The organism is Burkholderia sp. BE17, from assembly GCF_009362305.1.
Taxonomy (GTDB): domain Bacteria; phylum Pseudomonadota; class Gammaproteobacteria; order Burkholderiales; family Burkholderiaceae; genus Burkholderia; species Burkholderia pyrrocinia_C.
In genome coordinates this window covers 1-20374 of record NZ_WHNU01000056.1, presented here as the reverse complement: position 1 = coordinate 20374, position 20374 = coordinate 1, and the positions used below count along the sequence as shown (strand labels likewise).

Annotated in this window: 19 protein-coding genes; 12 read left to right on the top strand and 7 right to left on the bottom strand. The window is 68.7% G+C overall.

What is annotated here, in order from left to right:
* The first annotated feature begins 163 nt into the window (after nucleotides 1-163).
* From GD429_RS35275 to GD429_RS35265, 3 genes are all read left to right on the top strand, one after another.
* Complete coding sequence (locus tag GD429_RS35275; RefSeq protein ID WP_152864199.1) at nucleotides 164-1084, top strand: biotin--[acetyl-CoA-carboxylase] ligase; 921 nt, start codon at nucleotides 164-166, stop codon at nucleotides 1082-1084.
* On the top strand, nucleotides 1081-1869 hold the full coding sequence (locus GD429_RS35270) for a type III pantothenate kinase (RefSeq protein WP_152864197.1): 789 nt from the start codon (nucleotides 1081-1083) through the stop codon (nucleotides 1867-1869). Before GD429_RS35275 ends, GD429_RS35270 begins: the two co-directional genes overlap by 4 nt.
* 233 nt (nucleotides 1870-2102) lie before the next feature.
* Nucleotides 2103-2345: a hypothetical protein gene (locus GD429_RS35265; protein ID WP_152864260.1), complete on the top strand. Its 243-nt coding sequence runs from the start codon at nucleotides 2103-2105 to the stop codon at nucleotides 2343-2345.
* A 16-nt stretch (nucleotides 2346-2361) separates the two neighbouring features.
* Here GD429_RS35265 and rfaE2 read toward each other — a convergent pair whose 3' ends face one another.
* The 6 genes from rfaE2 to GD429_RS35230 all read right to left on the bottom strand — a co-directional run bounded on the left by rfaE2 (nucleotide 2362) and on the right by GD429_RS35230 (nucleotide 8407).
* A complete protein-coding gene (gene rfaE2, locus GD429_RS35260; RefSeq protein WP_152864195.1) occupies nucleotides 2362-2847 on the bottom strand; it encodes a D-glycero-beta-D-manno-heptose 1-phosphate adenylyltransferase in 486 nt (161 codons plus the stop codon).
* A gap of 172 nt (nucleotides 2848-3019) precedes the next feature.
* On the bottom strand, nucleotides 3020-3898 hold the full coding sequence (locus GD429_RS35255; RefSeq protein ID WP_011353352.1) for a diiron oxygenase: 879 nt from the start codon (nucleotides 3896-3898) through the stop codon (nucleotides 3020-3022).
* A 475-nt stretch (nucleotides 3899-4373) separates the two neighbouring features.
* Entirely contained in the window at nucleotides 4374-5600 is a 1227-nt protein-coding gene (locus GD429_RS35245; RefSeq protein ID WP_152864193.1) for a patatin-like phospholipase family protein, read from the bottom strand.
* A 24-nt stretch (nucleotides 5601-5624) separates the two neighbouring features.
* Nucleotides 5625-6374 (bottom strand): PhaM family polyhydroxyalkanoate granule multifunctional regulatory protein, encoded by a 750-nt coding sequence (locus tag GD429_RS35240; protein WP_152864191.1) that lies wholly within the window; start codon nucleotides 6372-6374, stop codon nucleotides 5625-5627.
* An 82-nt stretch (nucleotides 6375-6456) separates the two neighbouring features.
* Nucleotides 6457-7284, bottom strand: a complete 828-nt coding sequence (locus tag GD429_RS35235) for an enoyl-CoA hydratase/isomerase family protein (RefSeq protein ID WP_152864189.1) — start codon at nucleotides 7282-7284, stop codon at nucleotides 6457-6459.
* 130 nt (nucleotides 7285-7414) lie between these two features.
* Entirely contained in the window at nucleotides 7415-8407 is a 993-nt protein-coding gene (locus GD429_RS35230) for a fumarylacetoacetate hydrolase family protein (RefSeq protein WP_152864187.1), read from the bottom strand.
* A gap of 129 nt (nucleotides 8408-8536) precedes the next feature.
* On the opposite strand from GD429_RS35230, the gene GD429_RS35225 reads away from it, so the two are divergent.
* The 5 genes from GD429_RS35225 to metH all read left to right on the top strand — a co-directional run bounded on the left by GD429_RS35225 (nucleotide 8537) and on the right by metH (nucleotide 15343).
* The gene (locus GD429_RS35225) at nucleotides 8537-9403 is read left to right on the top strand and encodes an IclR family transcriptional regulator (protein WP_152864185.1); all 867 of its coding nucleotides are present in this window, start codon (nucleotides 8537-8539) and stop codon (nucleotides 9401-9403) included.
* A 117-nt stretch (nucleotides 9404-9520) separates the two neighbouring features.
* Nucleotides 9521-10816: a DUF3108 domain-containing protein gene (locus GD429_RS35220; RefSeq protein ID WP_152864183.1), complete on the top strand. Its 1296-nt coding sequence runs from the start codon at nucleotides 9521-9523 to the stop codon at nucleotides 10814-10816.
* Nucleotides 10817-11057: 241 nt separating this feature from the next.
* The gene (locus GD429_RS35210) at nucleotides 11058-11315 is read left to right on the top strand and encodes a DUF3567 domain-containing protein (RefSeq protein ID WP_006477667.1); all 258 of its coding nucleotides are present in this window, start codon (nucleotides 11058-11060) and stop codon (nucleotides 11313-11315) included.
* A 200-nt stretch (nucleotides 11316-11515) separates the two neighbouring features.
* Nucleotides 11516-12583: a homocysteine S-methyltransferase family protein gene (locus tag GD429_RS35205; protein WP_034179166.1), complete on the top strand. Its 1068-nt coding sequence runs from the start codon at nucleotides 11516-11518 to the stop codon at nucleotides 12581-12583.
* Between the two features lie 42 nt (nucleotides 12584-12625).
* Nucleotides 12626-15343: a methionine synthase gene (metH, locus tag GD429_RS35200; protein WP_193727286.1), complete on the top strand. Its 2718-nt coding sequence runs from the start codon at nucleotides 12626-12628 to the stop codon at nucleotides 15341-15343.
* A 113-nt stretch (nucleotides 15344-15456) separates the two neighbouring features.
* Here the strand turns inward: metH and GD429_RS35195 are convergent, their stop codons facing one another.
* Nucleotides 15457-15780 carry a DUF1840 domain-containing protein gene (locus GD429_RS35195; protein WP_034179168.1) on the bottom strand — a complete coding sequence of 108 codons (324 nt, stop codon included), beginning with the start codon at nucleotides 15778-15780 and terminating at the stop codon, nucleotides 15457-15459.
* Nucleotides 15781-15981: 201 nt separating this feature from the next.
* Between GD429_RS35195 and argS the strand changes: the two genes are divergently transcribed.
* The 4 genes from argS (at nucleotide 15982) to GD429_RS35175 (ending at nucleotide 20280) form a co-directional block, all read left to right on the top strand.
* Nucleotides 15982-17763 (top strand): arginine--tRNA ligase, encoded by a 1782-nt coding sequence (gene argS, locus GD429_RS35190; protein ID WP_152864179.1) that lies wholly within the window; start codon nucleotides 15982-15984, stop codon nucleotides 17761-17763.
* 119 nt (nucleotides 17764-17882) lie between these two features.
* A complete protein-coding gene (locus tag GD429_RS35185) occupies nucleotides 17883-18779 on the top strand; it encodes an SPOR domain-containing protein (protein ID WP_152864177.1) in 897 nt (298 codons plus the stop codon).
* A 69-nt stretch (nucleotides 18780-18848) separates the two neighbouring features.
* A complete protein-coding gene (locus GD429_RS35180) occupies nucleotides 18849-19487 on the top strand; it encodes a thiol:disulfide interchange protein DsbA/DsbL (protein ID WP_152864175.1) in 639 nt (212 codons plus the stop codon).
* A gap of 19 nt (nucleotides 19488-19506) precedes the next feature.
* Complete coding sequence (locus GD429_RS35175; RefSeq protein WP_152864173.1) at nucleotides 19507-20280, top strand: SDR family oxidoreductase; 774 nt, start codon at nucleotides 19507-19509, stop codon at nucleotides 20278-20280.
* The last annotated feature ends 94 nt before the right edge of the window (nucleotides 20281-20374 follow it).

Below are 20374 nucleotides of genomic sequence, written 5' to 3'. Positions count from 1 at the left end.
CGGCTGCCTGACGCGCCCGCCCCGACGCCCCGCGTAGCGATCGCCCTGCAACGGAACCGATCGCGGGGCGCGGGCGAGCGCGCCGATCGCCGTGCCGCCATCCGGTCGATCCGCGTCGGTTGCCCGGCGCGCGCCCCCGCCCCCTGTCGCTACAATAGTCACCATGAACGCCCCCACCTCCTCCGACACGCCCGATTCCGGCGACGCGCACATCGCGCGCAACCGGCTCGACGCGCACCTGGACGCCGCGCCGCGCGCGTGGCCGCTCGACATCGTCGCCGCCACCGGCTCGACCAACGCCGACCTCGCCGCCCGCCTGAAGGCGCTGCCGCGCAACGCGAACGCATTGCCCGCGCCGCTCGTGCGCGTTGCGTTCGAGCAGACGGCCGGCCGCGGCCGGCAGGGCCGCCCGTGGTTCGCGCAGCCCGGCAATGCGCTGCTGTGCTCGATCGGCTGCATCGTGCCGCGCCCCGTCGACGCGCTCGGCGGCCTCAGCATCGCGATCGGCGTCGCACTCGCCGAAGGGCTGGCCGCACTGCCGCTCGACGCCCGCATGCGCGTTGCGCTCAAATGGCCGAACGACCTGCTGCTGGCCGCAACCGACGAAGGCTCGCCGCGCATCGTCGGCAAGCTCGCCGGGATCCTGATCGAAACCGTCTGGAGCACCGCCGACGCAACCGCCGTCGTGATCGGCTTCGGCATCAACGTCCGCGGTGCGGAAGCCGTCGCCGCGCAGGTCGACGCGCTGCGCGCACGCGACGCGACGCTCGCGAGCGGGCTGCCGCCCGCCGCGCTGTCGGTCGCGTGCGCGTCGGCCAACCTCACCGATACGCTCGCCGCGTCGCTGAACGCACTCACGCCGGCGCTCGCGCAGTTCGCAACCGAAGGGCTCGCGCCGTTCCTGCCGCGCTGGCACGCGCTGCACGCGTACGCGGGGCGCGAAGTCGTGCTGCTCGAACAGGGTATCGAACGCGCACGCGGCATCGCGACCGGTATCGATGCAACCGGCCAGTTGCTGCTCGACACACCGAACGGCATGCAGGCGATCGCGGCCGGCGACGTGTCGCTGCGCGAAGCGCAATGAGCGAGCCATACCTGCTGATCGACGCCGGCAACAGCCGGATCAAGTGGGCGCTCGCCGACGCGCAGCGCGCGCTCGTCGCCACGGGCGCGTTCGGCCACACGCGCGACGGCGGCGCCGATCCCGACTGGTCGAACCTGCCGCGTCCGCGCGGCGCATGGATTTCGAACGTCGCGGGCGCCGATGTGGCCGCACGGATCGACGCGCTGCTCGACGCCCGCTGGCCCGGCCTGCCGCGCACGACGATACGCTCGCGCCCCGCGCAATGCGGCGTGACGAACGGCTATACGACGCCCGACCAGCTCGGCAGCGACCGCTGGGCCGGCCTGATCGGCGCGCATGCGGCCTTTCCGGGCGAGCACCTGCTGATCGCGACGTTCGGCACCGCGACGACGCTCGAGGCACTGCGCGCGGACGGCCGTTTCACGGGAGGCCTGATCGCGCCGGGCTGGGCGCTGATGATGCGCGCGCTCGGCACGCACACCGCGCAGTTGCCGACGCTGACCACCGACATCGCGAGCGGGCTGCTCGCGGGCGCGCAGGCCGAGCCGTTCCAGGTCGACACGCCGCGTTCGCTGTCGGCCGGCTGCCTGTACGCGCAGGCGGGGCTGATCGAACGCGCGTGGCGCGATCTCGCCGATGCATGGCAGGCACCCGTGCGGCTCGTGCTGGCAGGCGGCGCGGCGGACGAGGTCGCGCGCGCGCTGACGCTGCCGCATACGCGGCACGACGCGTTGATCCTGTCCGGGCTAGCGCTGATCGCCGCGGAAGCTACCGCGGAGGATTGACGGAAATTCGCCGGCTTCGCGCCGCACTGGCGGTATCGACGAATGCCCATGCAGGGCTTCGTCGCGGTGACGGTGGGACAGCGCACGCCGCCGCCGCGATACGGACGGCGGGCCACCGCGCGGCAAAGGTCGCACGTGTATTGCCTGACTGTTGCGAACAGTCATGGAAACAACGAACAGGCCGGCCATGCGGCGGGTCCGACTGAACGACTGAAGGAAAAGGAGTGTCGACGATGCTGCGCTGGCTGATCGCTGTTCTCTTTCTCGCCAACATGCTCTCGTTCGTGGTGGCGCGCGGCGTGTTCGGGCCGCTGCCGGCAGCCGGCCCGCGCGAGCCCGGCGTGCTGTCGCGGCAGGTGCAGCCCGACGCGCTGCGCGTGACGCCGCTGGCGCAGGCGGCCGACCAGCCCGTCGTCGGCAGCCCGATCGTGCCGCCGGCCGTCACGGCCGCGCCGCTCGCGGCATCCGCGCCCTGATGGCGCCGGGTCGCGCTCAGGACTGCTGCGCGCGGACCTTCTTCAGCAACGCGGTGGTCGAGCGGTCGTGCTCGAACGGAATCGCCAGCGCGCGGCCGCCCCAGCCGCGCACGAGCGCCGATTCCGGCAGCGCATCCATGTCGTAGTCGCCGCCCTTCACGAGGATGTCAGGACGAATCGCCTCGATCAGCGACACCGGCGTCTTTTCCTCGAACTTCACGACCCAGTCGACGCTTTCCAGCGCCGCGAGCAGCGCCGCGCGATCGTCCTCGCGGTTGATCGGCCGGTCGTCGCCCTTGCCGAGCATGCGCACCGACGCGTCGCAGTTCACGCCGACGATCAGGCATGCGCCGAGCGCTTTCGCGTCGGCGAGATACGTGACATGGCCGCGATGCAGGATGTCGAATACACCGTTGGTGAACACGACGGGCGACGGCAGCGACGCGCGCAGGGCAACTAAGGCGTCGCGGGTGATCAGCTTGCGTTCGAAGGTGGCGGACATGATGGAGATCGGACGGAATGAACGATGGCGCGCACGGCGGCCCCGACGGCAGGACGCGGCGGCGGCGCCAGATAAAAAGCCCGCCGGACCGGCCGGGCGGGCTTCATGCAACGGACGCGAAACAGCGCGACGCGGCCGGCGCGACTCACGCCGGCTACGGTGCCTGGTGGCCTCAGGCCGGCTGCGCGGCCGACGACGGGCCGCTTTCGGCCTGCAGGCGGCCGGTGACTTCCTTGCGGTAGCGGTTCAGTTCCTGCGCGGTCGCGAACGTGCGCTCGAACAGGATCGACAGGTTGTGCAGGATGCGCTCGACGACCTTCTTTTCCCACTCGCCGTCGAAACGGATCTGTTCGTCGAGCCAGCGCTCGAGCCATTCCGGATCCGGCAGGCGCGACTGCACGGTGTCGCGCGGGAACAGCGCCTGGTTCACGTGCAGGTTGGTCGGGTGCAGCGGCTTTTCGGTGCGGCGCGCCGACGCCATCAGCACGCCGATCTTCGCGAACGCGGCACGCGCGACGTCGCCGCAGTTGTTCAGCGCCTTCTTCATGTAGCGCAGGTACGCGCCGCCGTGACGCGCTTCATCGCGCGAGATCGTTTCGTAGATCTGCTTGATGACGGGTTCGGTGTGCCAGTCGGCCGCGCAGCGGTACCAGTGGTTCAGGCGGATCTCGCCGCAGAAGTGCAGCATCAGCGTTTCGAGCGGCGGCGCCGGATCGAACTGGAAACGCACCGCGTGCAGTTCCTCTTCGGTCGGCACCATTTCCGGCTTGAAGCGGCGCAGGTATTCCATCAGCACGAGCGAATGCTTCTGCTCCTCGAAGAACCACACGCTCATGAACGCGGAAAAGTCGCTGTCGTGCTGGTTGTCGCGCAGGAACATTTCCGTCGCGGGCAGCGCCGACCATTCGGTGATCGCGTTCATCTTGATCGTCTTCGCCTGCTCGTCGGTGAGCAGCGAAGCGTCGAACTTGTCCCACGGAATGTCCTTCTCCATGTCCCAGCGGACGGCTTCGAGCGACCTGTAAAGTTCCGGATAAAGCATCGTGTTCATGATGGTCCCACCCCTGTTCTGCGCAATGCGACTTCTCTAAACGTGACTGTTGCCGCAAAGGCGCGCCAAGCGCGCTTTTTGCAGCCAAGACTGTAATTTTACGCGTGAAACCGACCGACCGGACGCTGATTCCGCGTCCGGCAGCCGGGCGGCCGCGCCGCCGCCGTTGGGCACGCCGCAGCCACGCTCCGTTCGAACGGAACCGGCCGCGCTTGCCTGAGTTGGGGGCCGGCGCTGGCCGGCTCGTTGGCGAGCCCGTCCCCTGCCCCAGGCGGGTTCCCCGCAGGGTCCCGTGCGGATGCCGGATCGGCGGGCTGCTCGATGTGGTGTATACGGCGGCGGCCATGATATCACGCGTGTATGACGCTTCCGAGACGCCTGCCCGGTCGCGCGCCGCCAATCCCGGTGCGGCGATCGGTCGCGCCCGACCGTCGCGAAAACGCAACCTCGCGCAACCGCCCGCCATCCGCGTGCATCAGACCCGTATTTCGCCCGTCGCGAGGCCGTCTTCCGGCGGCATGCCGGCTGCCGACGCGCTGCCGCCGTCCGCCTGCGCGATCCAGCCGGCGAGCGTGTCGCGCTGCGCGCGCCCGTCGCCGTAGCCGAGCTCGATCAGTTCGCGCGTGAACGCCTCCTCGAACAGCAGGTAGCTCGCGAACGACGCGCCGGCCGGCTGGCTGCCGCCGACCGCGCCGAGCAGCCCGCGCATCGCCGCCGGCATCTGCTTCAGGTGCTTCGCGGCGATCAGCTCGATACGCTCGGACGGCGCGATCGCGAGCACGTCGACGTGCCGCCAGCCGCTGTCGACCTCGACCTGGTGCGGCAGGTGCTCGATCATCCGGTTGATGTGCTCGATCCGCTCGATGTCCGAGCCGATCGAGTCGAGGAACACGCTCGCAAGCACCTGCTGGCCGATCTGCGCGAGCGTCGGGTAGCCGCGCACGCGGCCGGCGCCGTTCGCGGCCGGAATCTCGGGCCGCGGGTCGGCCGCGCCGACGACGACGATCCGGTGCGCGCCGAAGTGAATCGCCGGCGACAGCGGCGCGATCTGCCGGATCGAACCGTCGCCGAAGTATTCGATCTGCCCGTCGAGCACGAGCGGCACGGCCGGGAATACGAACGGAATCGCCGACGACGCGAGCAGGTGCGACGCCGACAGGTCGACGAGCCGCGCGGTGCGCTGCGCGCGCCGCCACGCCTGGATCGGCTCGGCTGCCTGGTAGAACGTGAGGTGCCGGCCGCTCGAATAGCTGAGCGCCGTCACCGCGAGCGCGTGCAGCAGGCGCGCCTCGAGCATCTGCTCGATCCGGTGGAAGCTCAGTTCGCGCTGCAGCAGGTGCGCGAGCGGCGTGTTGTCGAGCAGCCCGCGCGGCGAACGGCGGGCCGCCCAGCCGAACGTCATCGTCGCGAGCCAGCGTGCGCCGGCGGCCGCGATGCCGAGCCAGTCGGTGCGGTACACGTAGTCGGGGCGCAGGTGCTCCCAGAATTCGAGCAGGCGGCGCACGCCGTGGGAGAAGTCGTCCGCGTGGCTCGCGATCGACGTCGCGTTGATCGCGCCGGCCGACGAGCCGCACACGACCGCGAACGGCAGTGTCTGCCGGTCCGGATCGGCCTCGCGCGCGATTTCGGCCAGCGCCTTCAGCACGCCGACCTGGTAGGCGGCACGCGCGCCGCCTCCCATCAGAACGAGCGCGAGCCGCATGATCGACCTGCTACCGGCGCCGCGTCACGTCGAGCGCTTCGGCGGACGGGTTTCGGGCGACGAAGCGGCCGCCGCGCTCGCCGCGGCCGAACCGGCCGGCTTCGCGCGCTTCGCGGCGGGCTTGCGCGGCGCGGCGGCGGCCCGTGCCGGCTTCGCGGCCTGCTCCGGCGGGGCGGCCGCGTCCGGCGGCGCGTCGCCCGGCGCCGCGGGCTGCATGCCCGGCTGCGCCATCGCGAGGCTCGCGAGCTGATTGAACTGCGACTGCAGCAGGTTCCACCAGCCGGCCGGGTCGAACGCCTGCTGCGCGGCATCGCCTTCCGGCGGCGCATCCGCACCGTCCGTCGCCGGTGCGGCATCGCCCGGCGACGCCGACGCGGCTTTCGCCGCCTGCGCGGCCGCGACGGCCGCTTCCTCGGCCGCCGACATCGAGCTTTGCGCGAACGCGCCGAACGCCCGCAGCGTCGCGAGCGTCGCGCGCTGCACCTCGAGCGCCTGGATCGCGGACTGCAGCATCCCGAGATTGAGCTTCAGCCACTGCTCGACCGCGCGCAGATCGGTGATCCGCTTGTCGAGTTCCTCGACGCTCGTGAGCGGCGCCATCATGTCGGACATGCTCGACAGCGACGGCGGCAGCCCTTGCGTGGCGCCCGGAAACGACGTCATCCCGCCGAACGGCGACATCCGCATCATGTCCCACATCCGGTCCATCATGTCGGCGGGCTTGAAGCCGGCAAAGCCGGCGAAAGGGTTGGAGCCGGAGGCATCGGTCGTCATACGGGCATCCTGGTTGACTGGGGGAGCGGGGCGGCCGCCATGCGTCGTGCGGCCGCGCGTGATTCGATCATAGCGCGCGTCGTCAGAACGGCGCGTCGCCGGGGAAGTCGGGCGGGCGCCGCTCGCGCAGCGAACGGATGCCTTCCTGCACGTCGGGCCCCGAGAAGCCCATGAATTCGAGCGCGAGCGACGTGTCGAAGGTCGGCCCGGCCGTGCGCAGCCAGTTGTTCAGCGCGTACTTGGTCCAGCGGATCGCCGACTGCGAGCCCTGCGCGAGCCGCTCGGCCACTTCGTACGCCTTCGGCAGCAGGTCGGCCGGCTCGACCGCGAGCGATACCAGCCCGATCCGCTCGGCCTCCGCGCCGCTCACGGGCTCGCACAGCAGCAGGTAGTACTTCGCCTTCGCCATCCCGCACAGCAGCGGCCACACGATCGCCGCGTGGTCGCCGGCCGCGACGCCGAGCCGCGTATGGCCGTCGATGATGCGCGCATCCTTCGCGGCGATCGAGATGTCGGCGAGCAGCCCGGCGACGAGCCCCGCGCCGACGGCCGGGCCGTGCATCGCCGACACGATCGGCTTGCTGCAGTTGATCACGTTGTAGACGAGATCGCGCGCCTCGCGCCACACGCGGGCGCGCACGTCGAAGTCGTTCGCCATGTCCTCGACGAGCGCGAGATCGCCGCCCGCCGAAAAGCCCTTGCCTTCGCCGCGGATCACCGCGACGCGCGTGTCGGGATCGCGATCGACGTCGCGCCAGATGTCGGCGAGCTCGCGATGCATGCGCGCGTTCGCGGTCGCGAGGCCGCTGCGGTTCGCGCCCTCGCCGCTCATCACGATGTCGAGCACGCCATGGTCGCGGCGTGTCACCTTCAGTGCTTCGTAACCGCCGTACGCGGCGAGATCGGCCATGCGCCTGCTCCTTGCTCGAGGCTCTTGAATCGAGTGTAGCCAAGCCCGCGCGGGCAAACATCAGGCGAAACCCGGCGCGCGGGCCTGGGCCGGGTTTCGTGCGGGCGCTGCGTGCGTCGCGCGCTTCGCCTTACGCCGCGCCGTCGGGCGGTGCGACCGATTGCTCGATCGCGCCGAAGATCGACTTGCCGGCAGCGTCGAACATCTCGATGCGCACGGTGTCGCCGTAGCGCATGAATTCGGTCTGCGGCGCGCCGTGCTCGATCGTCTCGAGGCAGCGCTTCTCGGCGATGCAGCAGTAGCCGCGCTTCGCGTCCTTGTTCGACACCGTGCCCGAACCGACGATCGAGCCGGCACGCAGGTTGCGAGTCTTCGCCGCGTGCGCGACCAGCTGGCCGAAGTGGAACACCATGTCGGTACCCGCGTCGGGCTGGCCGACCTTCCTGCCGTTCCAATGGACGATCATCGGCCGGTGCACGCGACCTTCGCGCCATTCGTCACCGAGCTCGTCGGGCGTCACGGCGACCGGCGCGAACGCGGTGGCCGGCTTGCTCTGGAAGAAGCCGAAGCCCTTCGCGAGCTCGGCCGGAATCAGGTTGCGCAGCGACACGTCGTTCACGAGCGTGACGAGCCGCACGGCCTTCAGCGCATCGTCGGGCGACGCGCTCATCGGCACGTCGCCGGTGATCACCGCGACTTCCGCCTCGAAATCGATGCCCCATTCCTCGGACGGGCACACGACGTCGTCGCGGGGCCCCAGGAAATCGTCGCTGCCGCCCTGGTACATCAGCGGATCGGTCCAGAACTCGGGCGGCATCTCCGCGCCGCGCGCGCGGCGCACGAGCTCGACGTGGTTCACGTACGCGGAGCCGTCTGCCCACTGGAACGCACGCGGCAGCGGCGCCATGCAGTTGGCAGGATCGAACGCGAACGCGTTGCGCGCGCGTCCCTGGTTCAGCGCGTCGTACAGGTCGCGCAGCTGCGGCGCGTAGAACGCCCAGTCGTCGAGGACGCGCTGCAGCGTCGGCGCGATCGCGTCGGCGATCGCCGCGGTGTGCAGGTCGCGCGACACGACGATCAGTTGGCCGTCGCGCGTGCCGTCCTTCAGCGAAGCAAGTTTCATAGCGGGGATCTGCCGTTGTAGTGACGATGGAAGGAATCTATTTTACGATGGTGAATCCATGCGGCGCGCGACGATCGCGCACGCCGTGTTCGCCCCGATTCTTGCCGCATTTTCGCGCACCCGTTGCCCATGCCCGCCAGCCCGCTTCCCGACGACGATCTCGCCGACTCCGACACCGACGACGCCGCTTCCGGCGAGCACGGCGAGAAGGTCCGTTCCGGCATCCAGTCGATCGAGGTCGGCTTCCGCCTGCTCGACGTGCTGACGAGCGAGCCGCGCGCGATGATGCTGCGCGACCTCGCGCAGCGCGCGGGCATGAGTCCTGCGAAGGCGCACCGCTACCTGGTCAGCTTCTCGCGGCTCGGCGTCGTGTCGCAGGATCCTGTATCGGGCCGCTACGAGCTCGGCGGTTTCGCACTGCAGATGGGGCTCGCGCGACTCGCGCGCGTTGACGGCGTGAAGCTCGCACGGATCGCGCTGACCGAGTTCCGCGACCGCCTCGACCAGACGGTCGGCATCGCGGTGTGGGGCAACCAGGGGCCGACGATCGTGCACTGGATGGAATCGAGCCATCCGGCGAAGGCATCGCTGAAGCTCGGCGACGTGATGCCGCTGCTCGGCTCCGCGACGGGGCTGCTGTTCGCCGCGTACCTGCCGCGCAGCAAGACCGCCGCGATGCTCGAGCGCGAACTCGCCGATACGCGCCGCTCGCCGCATCACGGCGGCCCGCGCACGCTCGACGAAGTCGACGCGGTGCTCGCCGACGTGCGCGAGCACGAGGCCGCGCGCGTCGAAGGGATGCTGCTGCCGACGATCCACGCGTTCTGCATGCCCGTGTTCGACGCGGTCGGCGAACTCGCGCTCGCGATCGTCGCGCTCGGCCAGGAGGGCTCGTTCGATATTGCGTGGGGCGGCGAGATCGACACCACGCTGCGCGCGTGCGCGCGGAAACTGTCTTACGAACTCGGCTATAGTCGCGACGCACGCGACGCCTGACGCGCGCGAGACACCCCGGTACACGCCGTAGCGCGAACGCGCGACGCCTCCGACGGTCCGATTCCTGTGGCGCGCGCTGCGCGCCCGACGTCACGCGACCGACCCGACCCCGTTCCGATGCCCATGCAGCCTGCCGACATCCGCCCGCGTCACGCCCTGCCCCGCCGCTGGCTGCGCGTGGGCGTCGCGCTCGTCGTCGTGCTGGTGCTGCACGCGCTCGCCGCGATCTGGCTGATGCGCAATCGCGAATCGTTCACGCCGCCCGCGCCCGCCGAGATCCCCGTGCAGATCGAGCTGCTGAAGCCGCAACCGATCGAGCGCCAGCCCGCGCCGCCCGCGCCGAAGCCGGTCGAGCACCCGGCCGCCCCCGCGCCGGCCGCGCCCGAGGCCGCCGCACCGAAGCCCGCACCGTCACCGGAGCCGGTCCTAACGTCGACGCAGACGGCCGAGCAAGGCGAGCCCCCACCGGCTGCCGCCTCCGCCGCGAGCGGCGTGCCGGGTGCATCGGACGCATCGGGCACGCACGCCGCATCGGCCGCGGGCGCCGGCAGCGCCGCGACGCCGGGCCCCGCGACCAGCGGCGTGAAGTTCGCCGCGCCGCCGTCCGGCGACCTGCAGTACGACACGTTCTACAACGGGATGCAGAACATGATCGGCACGATCCACTGGCGCACCGACGGGCGCACCTACGACCTGTCGGTATCGATGCCGGTGCCGTTCGTCGGCCCGTACGCCTATCGCAGCGAAGGCCGCATCGACGCGTTCGGCGTCGCGCCCGACCGTTACGTCGAGCAGCGCGGCAAGCGGCCGGAAGACATCGCGATCTTCAACCGCGAGATCCGGCAGGTCGTGTTCACGCGCACGCCGAACAATGCGCCGCTGCCCGACGGCGTGCAGGACCGCTTCAGCATGCTGATGCAGTTGTCGGGGCTCTTGCGCGGCAACCCGTCTGCCTACAAGCCGGGCGTCACGCAGCAGTTCTTCGTGATCGACAACAACAGCGGCGAGACCTGGCCGATCACGGTGATCGGCGACGAGCAGGTGCAGACGCAGGCCGGCATCATCGACGCGCGGCATTTCATGCGCTTGCCGCGCCGCGACGGCGACACGCGCCGCATCGACATGTGGCTCGCGCCGTCGCTCGGCTGGCTGCCCGCGCGGCTCGTGCAGACCGAACCGAACGGCGCGCAGATCGAGCTGCTGTGGCATGGCCGGCTCGCGGCGCCGGCCGTGCCGTCCGATGCCGCGCCGGCAGGCGGCGCAACGAACGCGCCCGCCGGCGCATCGACGCCCGATGCATCGGCCGCACCGCCCGCACCGTCCGCGGAACCGGCACAACCCGCGCCGCCGGCCACCGTGCAACCGCCAGCGCAACCGGCTGAACCGCCAGCGGCGTCGCCTGTCACACAGTGAACGCGCAGGGATCGGCAATTTCGACCGACTACAGATTTCCGTGAAATGGCCGATGACACTCTTTAACAACTATTTCAGTCCACCGGCAGACAATAAGAAACGTTTCATAGACATCGGCTTCTAACCGATACACCCCACGCAACGGGAACGGGGTGTGCAGCGCAAGCCCCTTGAAACCGGCAAGGCTCGCCCCACCTAGGGGACAACAAGGCCAGATGCCACTGCGAAGAGGAGTGCCGCCATGCAAATGATCTACAACAGCCCCAACTACTGCGTCGTCGAATTTGCGCCGCAGGCCGGCCATCATCTGATGAATGCCGGCGGGTACGAAATCGTCGACAAGAATGCGCAGCGCGAGATCTTCATCGACGGCGAACTTGCCGAACGCTTCCGCGCGCACGTGAAGCAACTGATCGAGGATGAACCGTCGCTCGACGAAGTCGACGAATTCCTCGGGCAATTCGACAGCCTGATGATGATGCCCGTCGTGCTGCACTGACGACCCGCGGCCCGGCGCCTCGCGCGGCCGGGCCATTCGCCGCGCATCGACGCGGCGCCGCGAGCACTCCGTTCACGCCCCCGTCCGGTTCGCCGGCGGGGGCTTTCGTTTGGCGGGCGCCCCAGCCGGCGCGAGGCCGGGCGGCGGCCTGGCGCACCGGCTACAATGACGCTTTTCCCGTCTTCGCCGGTCCTCCGCCCATGTCTGCGACTCCTCTCGCCGCTTCCGTCCCGCTCGACGCGCCCTACACGCGCGGCGCCGCACTGCCCGCGCTGCTGAAATCGCGCATCCTGATCCTCGACGGCGCGATGGGCACGATGATCCAGCGCTACAAGCTCGACGAAGCCGCGTATCGCGGCGAGCGCTTCAAGGATTTCCCGCGCGACATCAAGGGCAACAACGAGCTGCTGTCGCTCACGCAGCCGCAGATCATCCGCGAGATCCACGACCAGTACTTCGCGGCCGGCGCCGACATCGTCGAAACCAACACGTTCGGCGCGACGACGGTCGCGCAGGCCGACTACGGGATGGAAGATCTCGTCGTCGAGATGAACGTCGAATCGGCGAAGCTCGCGCGCGAATCGGCCGCGAAATACGCGACGCCGGACAAACCGCGCTTCGTCGCCGGCGCGATCGGGCCGACGCCGAAGACGGCGAGCATCTCGCCGGACGTCAACGATCCGGGCGCGCGCAACGTCACGTTCGACGAGCTGCGCGACGCGTACTACCAGCAGGCGAAGGCGCTGCTCGACGGCGGCGTCGACCTGTTCCTCGTCGAGACGATCTTCGACACGCTGAACGCGAAAGCCGCGCTGTTCGCGCTCGACGAGCTGTTCGAGGACACCGGCGAGCGCCTGCCGATCATGATCTCGGGTACCGTCACGGATGCATCGGGCCGGATCCTGTCGGGCCAGACGGTCGAGGCGTTCTGGAATTCGCTGCGCCACGCGAAGCCGCTCACGTTCGGCCTGAACTGCGCGCTCGGCGCGGCGCTGATGCGCCCGTACATCGCCGAGCTCGCGAAGCTGTGCGACACCTACGTGTCGTGCTACCCGAACGCGGGCCTGCCGAACCCGATGAGCGACACCGGCTTCGACGAAACGCCGGACGTCACGTCGGGCTTGCTGAAGGAATTCGCGCAAGCCGGGCTCGTGAACCTCGCGGGCGGCTGCTGCGGCACGACGCCCGAGCACATCGCCGAGATCGCGAAGGCGCTCGCCGACGTGAAGCCGCGCCGCTGGCCGAACCAGTACAGCGACAACGCCTGACCCGACCGCCCCACGCCCTTCATTACACGAATTCGCACCGCCATGACCGATCACATGATGCGCCTTGCCGGCCTCGAGCCGTTCAACGTCACGTCCGGAACGCTCTTCATCAACGTCGGTGAACGCACCAACGTCACCGGCTCGAAGGCGTTCGCGCGAATGATCCTCAACGGCCAGTTCGACGAGGCGCTCGCCGTCGCGCGCCAGCAGGTCGAGAACGGCGCGCAGGTGATCGACATCAACATGGACGAGGCGATGCTCGATTCGAAGGCGGCGATGGTGCGCTTCCTGAACCTGATCGCGTCGGAGCCGGACATCGCGCGCGTGCCGATCATGATCGACTCGTCGAAGTGGGACGTGATCGAAGCCGGCCTCAAGTGCGTGCAGGGCAAGGCGATCGTGAACTCGATCTCGCTGAAGGAAGGCGAGGAAGCGTTCCGCCGCCACGCGAACCTGATCCGCCGCTACGGCGCGGCCGCCGTCGTGATGGCGTTCGACGAGAAGGGCCAGGCCGATACGTACGAGCGCAAGACCGAGATCTGCAAGCGCTCGTACGACTTCCTCGTGAACGAAGTCGGCTTCCCGCCGGAAGACATCATCTTCGACCCGAACATCTTCGCGGTCGCGACCGGCATCGAGGAGCACAACAACTACGCGGTCGACTTCATCGAGGCGACCCGCTGGATCAAGCAGAACCTGCCGTACGCGAAGGTGAGCGGCGGCGTGTCGAACGTGTCGTTCTCGTTCCGCGGCAACGATCCGGTGCGCGAGGCGATCCACACCGTGTTCCTGTATCACGCGATCCAGGCCGGCATGGACATGGGCATCGTCAACGCCGGCCAGCTCGGCGTGTATGCCGAGCTCGACGCCGAGCTGCGCGAGCGCGTCGAGGACGTGATCCTGAATCGCCGCGCCGATTCCACCGACCGCCTGCTCGAAATCGCCGACAAGTTCAAGGCGGGCGGCGCGAAGAAGGAAGAGAACCTCGAGTGGCGCAACCAGCCGGTCGAGAAGCGGCTCTCGCATGCGCTCGTGCACGGCATCACGACCTTCATCGTCGAGGACACCGAAGAGGTGCGCGCGAAGATCGACGCGGCCGGCGGTCGCCCGATCAACGTGATCGAAGGCCCGCTGATGGACGGGATGAACATCGTCGGCGACCTGTTCGGCCAGGGCAAGATGTTCCTGCCGCAGGTCGTGAAGTCGGCGCGCGTGATGAAGCAGGCGGTCGCGCACCTGATCCCGTTCATCGAGGAAGAAAAGCGCCTGCTCGCGGAAGCGGGCGGCGACGTGCGCGCGAAGGGCAAGATCGTCATCGCGACCGTGAAGGGCGACGTGCACGACATCGGCAAGAACATCGTGTCGGTCGTGCTCCAGTGCAACAACTTCGAAGTGGTCAACATGGGCGTGATGGTCCCGTGCAACGAGATCCTCGCGAAGGCGAAGGTCGAGGGCGCGGACATCATCGGGCTGTCGGGCCTCATCACGCCAAGCCTCGAGGAAATGGCGTACGTCGCGTCGGAAATGCAGCGCGACGACTACTTCCGCGTGAAGAAGATCCCGCTGCTGATCGGCGGCGCGACCACGTCGCGCGTGCACACGGCCGTGAAGATCGCGCCGCACTACGAGGGCCCGGTCGTCTACGTGCCCGATGCGTCGCGTTCGGTGTCGGTCGCGTCGAGCCTGCTGTCCGACGAAGGCGCGACGAAGTATCTCGACGAGCTGAAGTCCGACTACGAACGCATCCGCGACCAGCACGCGAACCGCAAGGCGCAGCCGATGGTCACGCTCGCCGAGGCGCGCGCGAACAGGACGAAGGTCGACTGGGCCGGCTACACGCCCGTGAAGCCGAGGTTCATCGGCCGCCGTGTGTTCAAGAACTACGACCTGAACGAACTCGCGAACTACATCGACTGGGGCCCGTTCTTCCAGACGTGGGACCTGGCAGGCCCGTACCCGGCGATCCTGAACGACGAGATCGTCGGCGAATCGGCGCGGCGCGTGTTCTCCGACGCGAAATCGATGCTCGCGCGCCTGATCCAGGGCCGCTGGCTGAGCGCGAACGGCGTGATCGCGCTGCTGCCGGCGAACACCGTCAACGACGACGACATCGAGATCTACAGCGACGAATCGCGCTCGGAAGTGCTGCTCACGTGGCGCAACCTGCGCCAGCAGAGCGTGCGCCCGGTGGTCGACGGCGTGATGCGGCCGAACCGCTCGCTCGCCGATTTCATCGCGCCGAAGGAATCGGGGGTCGCCGACTACATCGGGATGTTCGCGGTGACGGCCGGCCTCGGCGTCGACGTGAAGGAAAAGCAGTTCGAAGCCGACCACGACGACTACAGCGCGATCATGCTGAAGGCGCTCGCCGACCGCTTCGCGGAAGCGTTCGCCGAAGCGATGCATGCACGCGTGCGACGCGAGCTGTGGGGTTACGCGAGCGGCGAGACGCTCGACAACGACGCGCTGATCGCCGAAAAGTACGCGGGCATCCGCCCGGCGCCCGGCTACCCGGCCTGCCCCGACCACCTCGTGAAGCGCGACATGTTCGACGTGCTGCATGCGGACGAGATCGGCATGAGCGTGACCGATTCGCTGGCGATGCTGCCGGCCGCGAGCGTATCGGGCTTCTACCTTGCGCATCCGGACAGCCGCTATTTCTCGGTCGGCAAAATCGGGCAGGATCAGCTCGAGGACTACGCGCGGCGCATGGCGCTGTCGCTCGACGACGCGCGCCGCGCGCTCGCGCCGCAGCTCTGATCGATGCAGACGGGCGGCCGACCGCCCGTTTGGTCAGACAAAAAGAAAAAGCCCGCTCGGAAGCGGGCTTTTTCTTGCCTTACTCGACCTTTCGTACTGCCGGGCAAGAAAGCTCAGAAGCCCCAATGCACGTCGGCTTCGCCGGCTTTCGCCTCGCGCAGCATCGTGAGGAACGGCGCGACACGCTGGGCCAGGCTCGGCGGCACTTCGTGGTGCGCGTGGTCGGCTTCGTCCTCGTGGAAATGGCCGGCGTGCTCGGCGCGCGCCTGCTTCGCCTGCGCGACTGCGCCTTCCAGCTTCGCGATCGCGTGGTCCAGTTCGTCGTGCGTAATCACACCGCGCTCGCCCAGCTGCTTGCCGACGAGGCCCAGCACATACACCGCGAAATCCTTCAGCACGTCGAGATCCTGTGCCGCCTTGCTCTTGAACGTAATCATGACAATTCCCTTTTCATCTTGTTGTGCCTGCGCGGCGAGGTTGGGGGAACGCCGGCAGACCGGCGTCCGGCCTCGCGGACGCGGGGCGCCTGAGCGGCATATTAGCACCTGTTAAAATTCTGCGATCCCTGAAACGCGCGCTTAAAAAGCGCGCCGGCGGCCCGGCGTTTCCGGCCGCCACCAACGAAGCCTTCTACCAGCATGCTGCCAGCACACAAACAGACCCTCGAAGCCCTGCTCGCGGATAGCGTCAAGCAGGTCGCACACGCGCTGAAAGGCGCCGACGCAGCGTTCGTCGCCCCGACCATCACGCTGGAGCGCCCGAAGGTCGCCGCGCACGGCGACGTCGCATGCAACGTCGCGATGCAGCTCGCCAAGCCGCTCGGCGCGAACCCGCGCCAGCTCGCCGAGCAGATCGTCGCCGCGCTCACCGCGCAGCCGGCCGCGCAAGGGCTCGTCGAAGCCGCCGAAATCGCCGGCCCCGGATTCATCAACCTGCGCCTGTCGGCCGCCGCGAAGCAGGCGGTGATCGCCGCCGTGTTCGACCAGGGCCGCGCGTTCGGCACGTCGGATCGCGAGAAAGGCAAGCAGGTGTTGCTCGAATTCGTGTCGGCGAACCCGACCGGCCCGCTGCACGTCGGCCACGGCCGCCAGGCCGCGCTCGGCGACGTGCTCGCGAACGTGATCGCGAGCCAGGGCTACGCGGTGCACCGCGAGTTCTACTACAACGACGCGGGCGTGCAGATCGGCAACCTCGCGATCTCGACGCAGGCGCGCGCGCGCGGCCTGAAGCCGGGCGACGCGGGCTGGCCGGAAGCCGCGTACAACGGCGAATACATCGCCGACATCGCACGCGACTACCTGAACGGCGAAACGGTCGCCGCGTCGGACGGCGAGCCCGTCAAGGGCACGGGCGACGTCGAGGATCTCGACGCGATCCGCAAGTTCGCGGTCACGTACCTGCGTCGCGAACAGGACATGGACCTGCAGGCGTTCGGCGTGAAGTTCGACCAGTACTACCTCGAGTCGTCGCTGTACAGCGAAGGCCGCGTCGAGAAGACGGTCGACGCGCTGATCAAGGCCGGCATGACCTATGAGCAGGACGGCGCGCTGTGGCTGCGCACGACCGACGAAGGCGACGACAAGGATCGCGTGATGCGCAAGTCGGACGGCACGTACACGTACTTCGTGCCGGACGTCGCGTACCACGTGACCAAGTGGGAGCGCGGCTTCACGAAGGTGATCAACATCCAGGGCTCGGACCACCACGGCACGATCGCGCGCGTGCGCGCGGGCCTGCAGGGGCTGCACGTCGGGATCCCGAAGGGCTATCCCGACTACGTGCTGCACAAGATGGTCACCGTGATGCGCGACGGCCAGGAAGTGAAGATCTCGAAGCGCGCGGGCAGCTACGTGACGGTGCGCGACCTGATCGAATGGTCGGGCGGTGCCGCGGCGGGCCAGGAAGCGGCGCCCGACCTGATCGACGAGGCGACCATCACGCGCGGCCGCGACGCGGTGCGCTTCTTCCTGATCTCGCGCAAGGCCGATACCGAGTTCGTGTTCGACATCGACCTCGCGCTGAAACAGAACGACGAGAACCCGGTCTATTACGTCCAGTACGCGCATGCGCGGATCTGCTCGGTGCTCAACGAATTGAAGTCGCGCTACAACGTCGACGCCGCGCAACTGCCGGGCGCCGACCTGTCGCAGCTCACGAGCGCGCAAGCGGCATCGCTGATGCAGAAGCTCGCCGAGTATCCGGACATGCTCACGCACGCCGCGAACGAGCTGGCACCGCACGCGGTCGCGTTCTACCTGCGCGATCTCGCTGGTGAATTCCACTCGTTCTACAATGCGGAGCGCGTACTGGTCGACGACGAAGCGCCGCGCAATGCGCGCGCCGCGCTCCTCGCCGCGACCCGGCAGGTGCTCGAGAACGGCCTGGCGGTGCTCGGCGTGTCCGCGCCGGCCAAGATGTAAGGACGCAAGCGGCCCGAACCGGGCAGCGAATGGCTGCGGCAGCGCCCGTCGTCGGATTAACCGCCGTCGGATAGCCCGCCGCGGCCTTTTCACGATTCTTTTTGCAGGTGACTCAAGCAATGGCACAACCACGCCGCACTTCGAAACAATCGAAACAAGCCGGAGGGACATTTCTTGGAATCGTGCTGGGCCTGATCGTCGGCCTCGCGATCGCCGTGGTGGTGGCGCTCTACATCACGCGTTCGCCGTCGCCGTTCGTGTCGAAGGTCGCGCCGCCGCCGGCCGACAACGGCGCGAGCCAGCCGCAGCAGTTCGACCCGAACCGCGCGCTGCAGGGCAAGACGCCCGGCCAGCCGGTGCCGCAGGCCGCGCAGCCCGCGCCGCCCAACACCGCGCCCGGCCAGGCTGCGAACCAGACCCAGGGCGGCCTGTTGCCCGAGCCGCAGATCGTCGAAGTGCCGCCGTCGGCCAACGGGTCGAGCGGCTCGAACAACACCGGCAACTCGAGCAACACGACCGCGTCGAGCAATACGTCGTCGGGTAACGGCGTCGCCGTCGCGCCGAAGCCGGCCGACACCACGCCGCCGAAGAAGACGCAGCAAGCGCAGCAACAGCAGCAAGGCGGCGAGGACGACCTCGCGCGCTTCGCCGCGCAGAAGCAGGCGCAGCAGGCCGCCGCGCAAAAGCAGCAACAGCAGCAGGCTGCGAACGCGCCGAAGCCGACGTCATCGGCCACCGCCGCCGCGGCAGCGAAGCCGCCGACCGCGAGCGACGCGAATACCGGCTACTTCCTGCAGGTCGGCGCGTACAAGACGGAAGGCGACGCCGAGCAGCAGCGCGCGCGCCTCGGCTTCCAGGGCTTCGAGTCGAAGGTGTCGAAGCGCGATGTCAGCGGCGTGACCTATTTCCGCGTGCGCGTCGGCCCGTTCTCGAAGTTCGAGGATATGAACTCGGCCCGTCAGCGCTTGTCCGATGCAGGTGTCGACACGGCTGTGATCCGCTTCACGAAGCAGTAGGCAGCCGGTCGAGCCCACGCAGAACCCGTTACGTTTCGTAACCCGAGCAACTGATTCGACGTTCACAACATGAAAAAACTGCTTAGCACGCTCCTTCTGTCCCTGGGCCTCGCGGCCGGCTTCGCCCAGGCAACGCCCGCCGCGCCGGTCGCCGGCAAGGACTTCGAGGTGATGAAGTCGCCGCAGCCGGTGTCCGCGCCGGCCGGCAAGGTCGAGGTGATCGAGTTCTTCTGGTACGGCTGCCCGCATTGCTACGAATTCGAGCCGACGATCGAGGCCTGGGTGAAGAAGCAGGGCAACAACATCGACTTCAAGCGCGTGCCGGTCGCATTCCGTGACGATTTCGTGCCGCACTCGAAGCTGTTCTATGCGGTGTCCGCGCTCGGCATCTCCGAGAAGGTCACGCCGGCGATCTTCAACGCGATCCACAAGCAGAAGAACTACCTGCTGACACCGCAGGCGCAGGCCGACTTCCTGGCCACGCAAGGCGTCGACAAGAAGAAGTTCATGGACGCGTACAACTCGTTCAGCGTGCAGGGCGAGGTGAACCAGTCGGCCAAGCTGCTGAAGGACTACGCGATCGACGGCGTGCCGACGGTCGTCGTCCAGGGCAAGTACAAGACGGGCCCCGCTTACGCGAACAGCATCCCGGGTACCGCCCAGGTGCTCGATTTCCTCGTGAAGCAGGTTCAGGACAAGAAGCTTTGATCCCCGCCCGCGCGCCGGCATGACTACTCCGTTGAAGGTCTTCATCACCGGCGCGTCGAGCGGCCTCGGCCTCGCGATGGCCGAGGAATACGCCCGCCAGGGCGCCACGCTCGCGCTCGTCGCACGACGCACCGAGGCGCTCGATGCGTTCGCGCGGCGTTTCCCCAAGCTGTCCATCTCGGTCTATTCCGCCGACGTGCGCGATGCCGACGCGCTCGCGACGGCCGCCGCATCGTTCATCGCGACGCACGGCTGCCCCGATGTCGTGATCGCGAACGCGGGCATCAGCCAGGGCGCCGTCACGGGCCAGGGCGATCTCGCGACGTTCCGCAACGTGATGGACATCAACTACTACGGGATGGTCGCGACGTTCGAGCCGTTCGTCGGCCCGATGACGGCGTCGCGCCACGGCACGCTGGTCGGCGTCGCGAGCGTCGCCGGCGTGCGCGGGCTGCCCGGCTCCGGCGCGTACAGCGCGTCGAAGTCGGCCGCGATCAAGTATCTCGAATCGCTGCGCGTCGAATTGCGCCCGGCCGGCGTCGGTGTCGTGACGATCGCGCCCGGCTATATCCGCACGCCGATGACCGCGCACAACCCGTACCGGATGCCGTTCCTGATGGACGCCGACCGCTTCGCCGCGCGTGCGGCGCGCGCGATCGCGCGGCAGCACGCGTTCCGCGTGATCCCGTGGCAGATGGGCGTCGTCGCGAAGGTGCTGCACGTGCTGCCGCGCTGGCTGTACGACCGCCTGTTCGAGAAGGCGCCGCGCAAGCCGAAGGCCGGCGCGCACTGACGCACCGGCGGGCCGCGCGGCTCGTTCGGCTCGTTCGGCTCGTTCGGCTCGTTCGGCTCGTTCGGCTCGTTCGGCTCGTTCGGCTCGTTCGGCT

Bases quoted from the DNA above. Each gene is read 5' to 3' on its own strand.
- GD429_RS35275 (WP_152864199.1), top strand. From the start codon at position 164: ATGAACGCCCCCACCTCCTCCGACACGCCCGATTCCGGCGACGCGCAC.
- GD429_RS35270 (WP_152864197.1), top strand. From the start codon at position 1,081: ATGAGCGAGCCATACCTGCTGATCGACGCCGGCAACAGCCGGATCAAG.
- GD429_RS35265 (WP_152864260.1), top strand. From the start codon at position 2,103: ATGCTGCGCTGGCTGATCGCTGTTCTCTTTCTCGCCAACATGCTCTCG.
- rfaE2 (WP_152864195.1), bottom strand. From the start codon at position 2,847: ATGTCCGCCACCTTCGAACGCAAGCTGATCACCCGCGACGCCTTAGTT.
- GD429_RS35255 (WP_011353352.1), bottom strand. From the start codon at position 3,898: ATGAACACGATGCTTTATCCGGAACTTTACAGGTCGCTCGAAGCCGTC.
- GD429_RS35245 (WP_152864193.1), bottom strand. From the start codon at position 5,600: ATGCGGCTCGCGCTCGTTCTGATGGGAGGCGGCGCGCGTGCCGCCTAC.
- GD429_RS35240 (WP_152864191.1), bottom strand. From the start codon at position 6,374: ATGACGACCGATGCCTCCGGCTCCAACCCTTTCGCCGGCTTTGCCGGC.
- GD429_RS35235 (WP_152864189.1), bottom strand. From the start codon at position 7,284: ATGGCCGATCTCGCCGCGTACGGCGGTTACGAAGCACTGAAGGTGACA.
- GD429_RS35230 (WP_152864187.1), bottom strand. From the start codon at position 8,407: ATGAAACTTGCTTCGCTGAAGGACGGCACGCGCGACGGCCAACTGATC.
- GD429_RS35225 (WP_152864185.1), top strand. From the start codon at position 8,537: ATGCCCGCCAGCCCGCTTCCCGACGACGATCTCGCCGACTCCGACACC.
- GD429_RS35220 (WP_152864183.1), top strand. From the start codon at position 9,521: ATGCCCATGCAGCCTGCCGACATCCGCCCGCGTCACGCCCTGCCCCGC.
- GD429_RS35210 (WP_006477667.1), top strand. From the start codon at position 11,058: ATGCAAATGATCTACAACAGCCCCAACTACTGCGTCGTCGAATTTGCG.
- GD429_RS35205 (WP_034179166.1), top strand. From the start codon at position 11,516: ATGTCTGCGACTCCTCTCGCCGCTTCCGTCCCGCTCGACGCGCCCTAC.
- metH (WP_193727286.1), top strand. From the start codon at position 12,626: ATGACCGATCACATGATGCGCCTTGCCGGCCTCGAGCCGTTCAACGTC.
- GD429_RS35195 (WP_034179168.1), bottom strand. From the start codon at position 15,780: ATGATTACGTTCAAGAGCAAGGCGGCACAGGATCTCGACGTGCTGAAG.
- argS (WP_152864179.1), top strand. From the start codon at position 15,982: ATGCTGCCAGCACACAAACAGACCCTCGAAGCCCTGCTCGCGGATAGC.
- GD429_RS35185 (WP_152864177.1), top strand. From the start codon at position 17,883: ATGGCACAACCACGCCGCACTTCGAAACAATCGAAACAAGCCGGAGGG.
- GD429_RS35180 (WP_152864175.1), top strand. From the start codon at position 18,849: ATGAAAAAACTGCTTAGCACGCTCCTTCTGTCCCTGGGCCTCGCGGCC.
- GD429_RS35175 (WP_152864173.1), top strand. From the start codon at position 19,507: ATGACTACTCCGTTGAAGGTCTTCATCACCGGCGCGTCGAGCGGCCTC.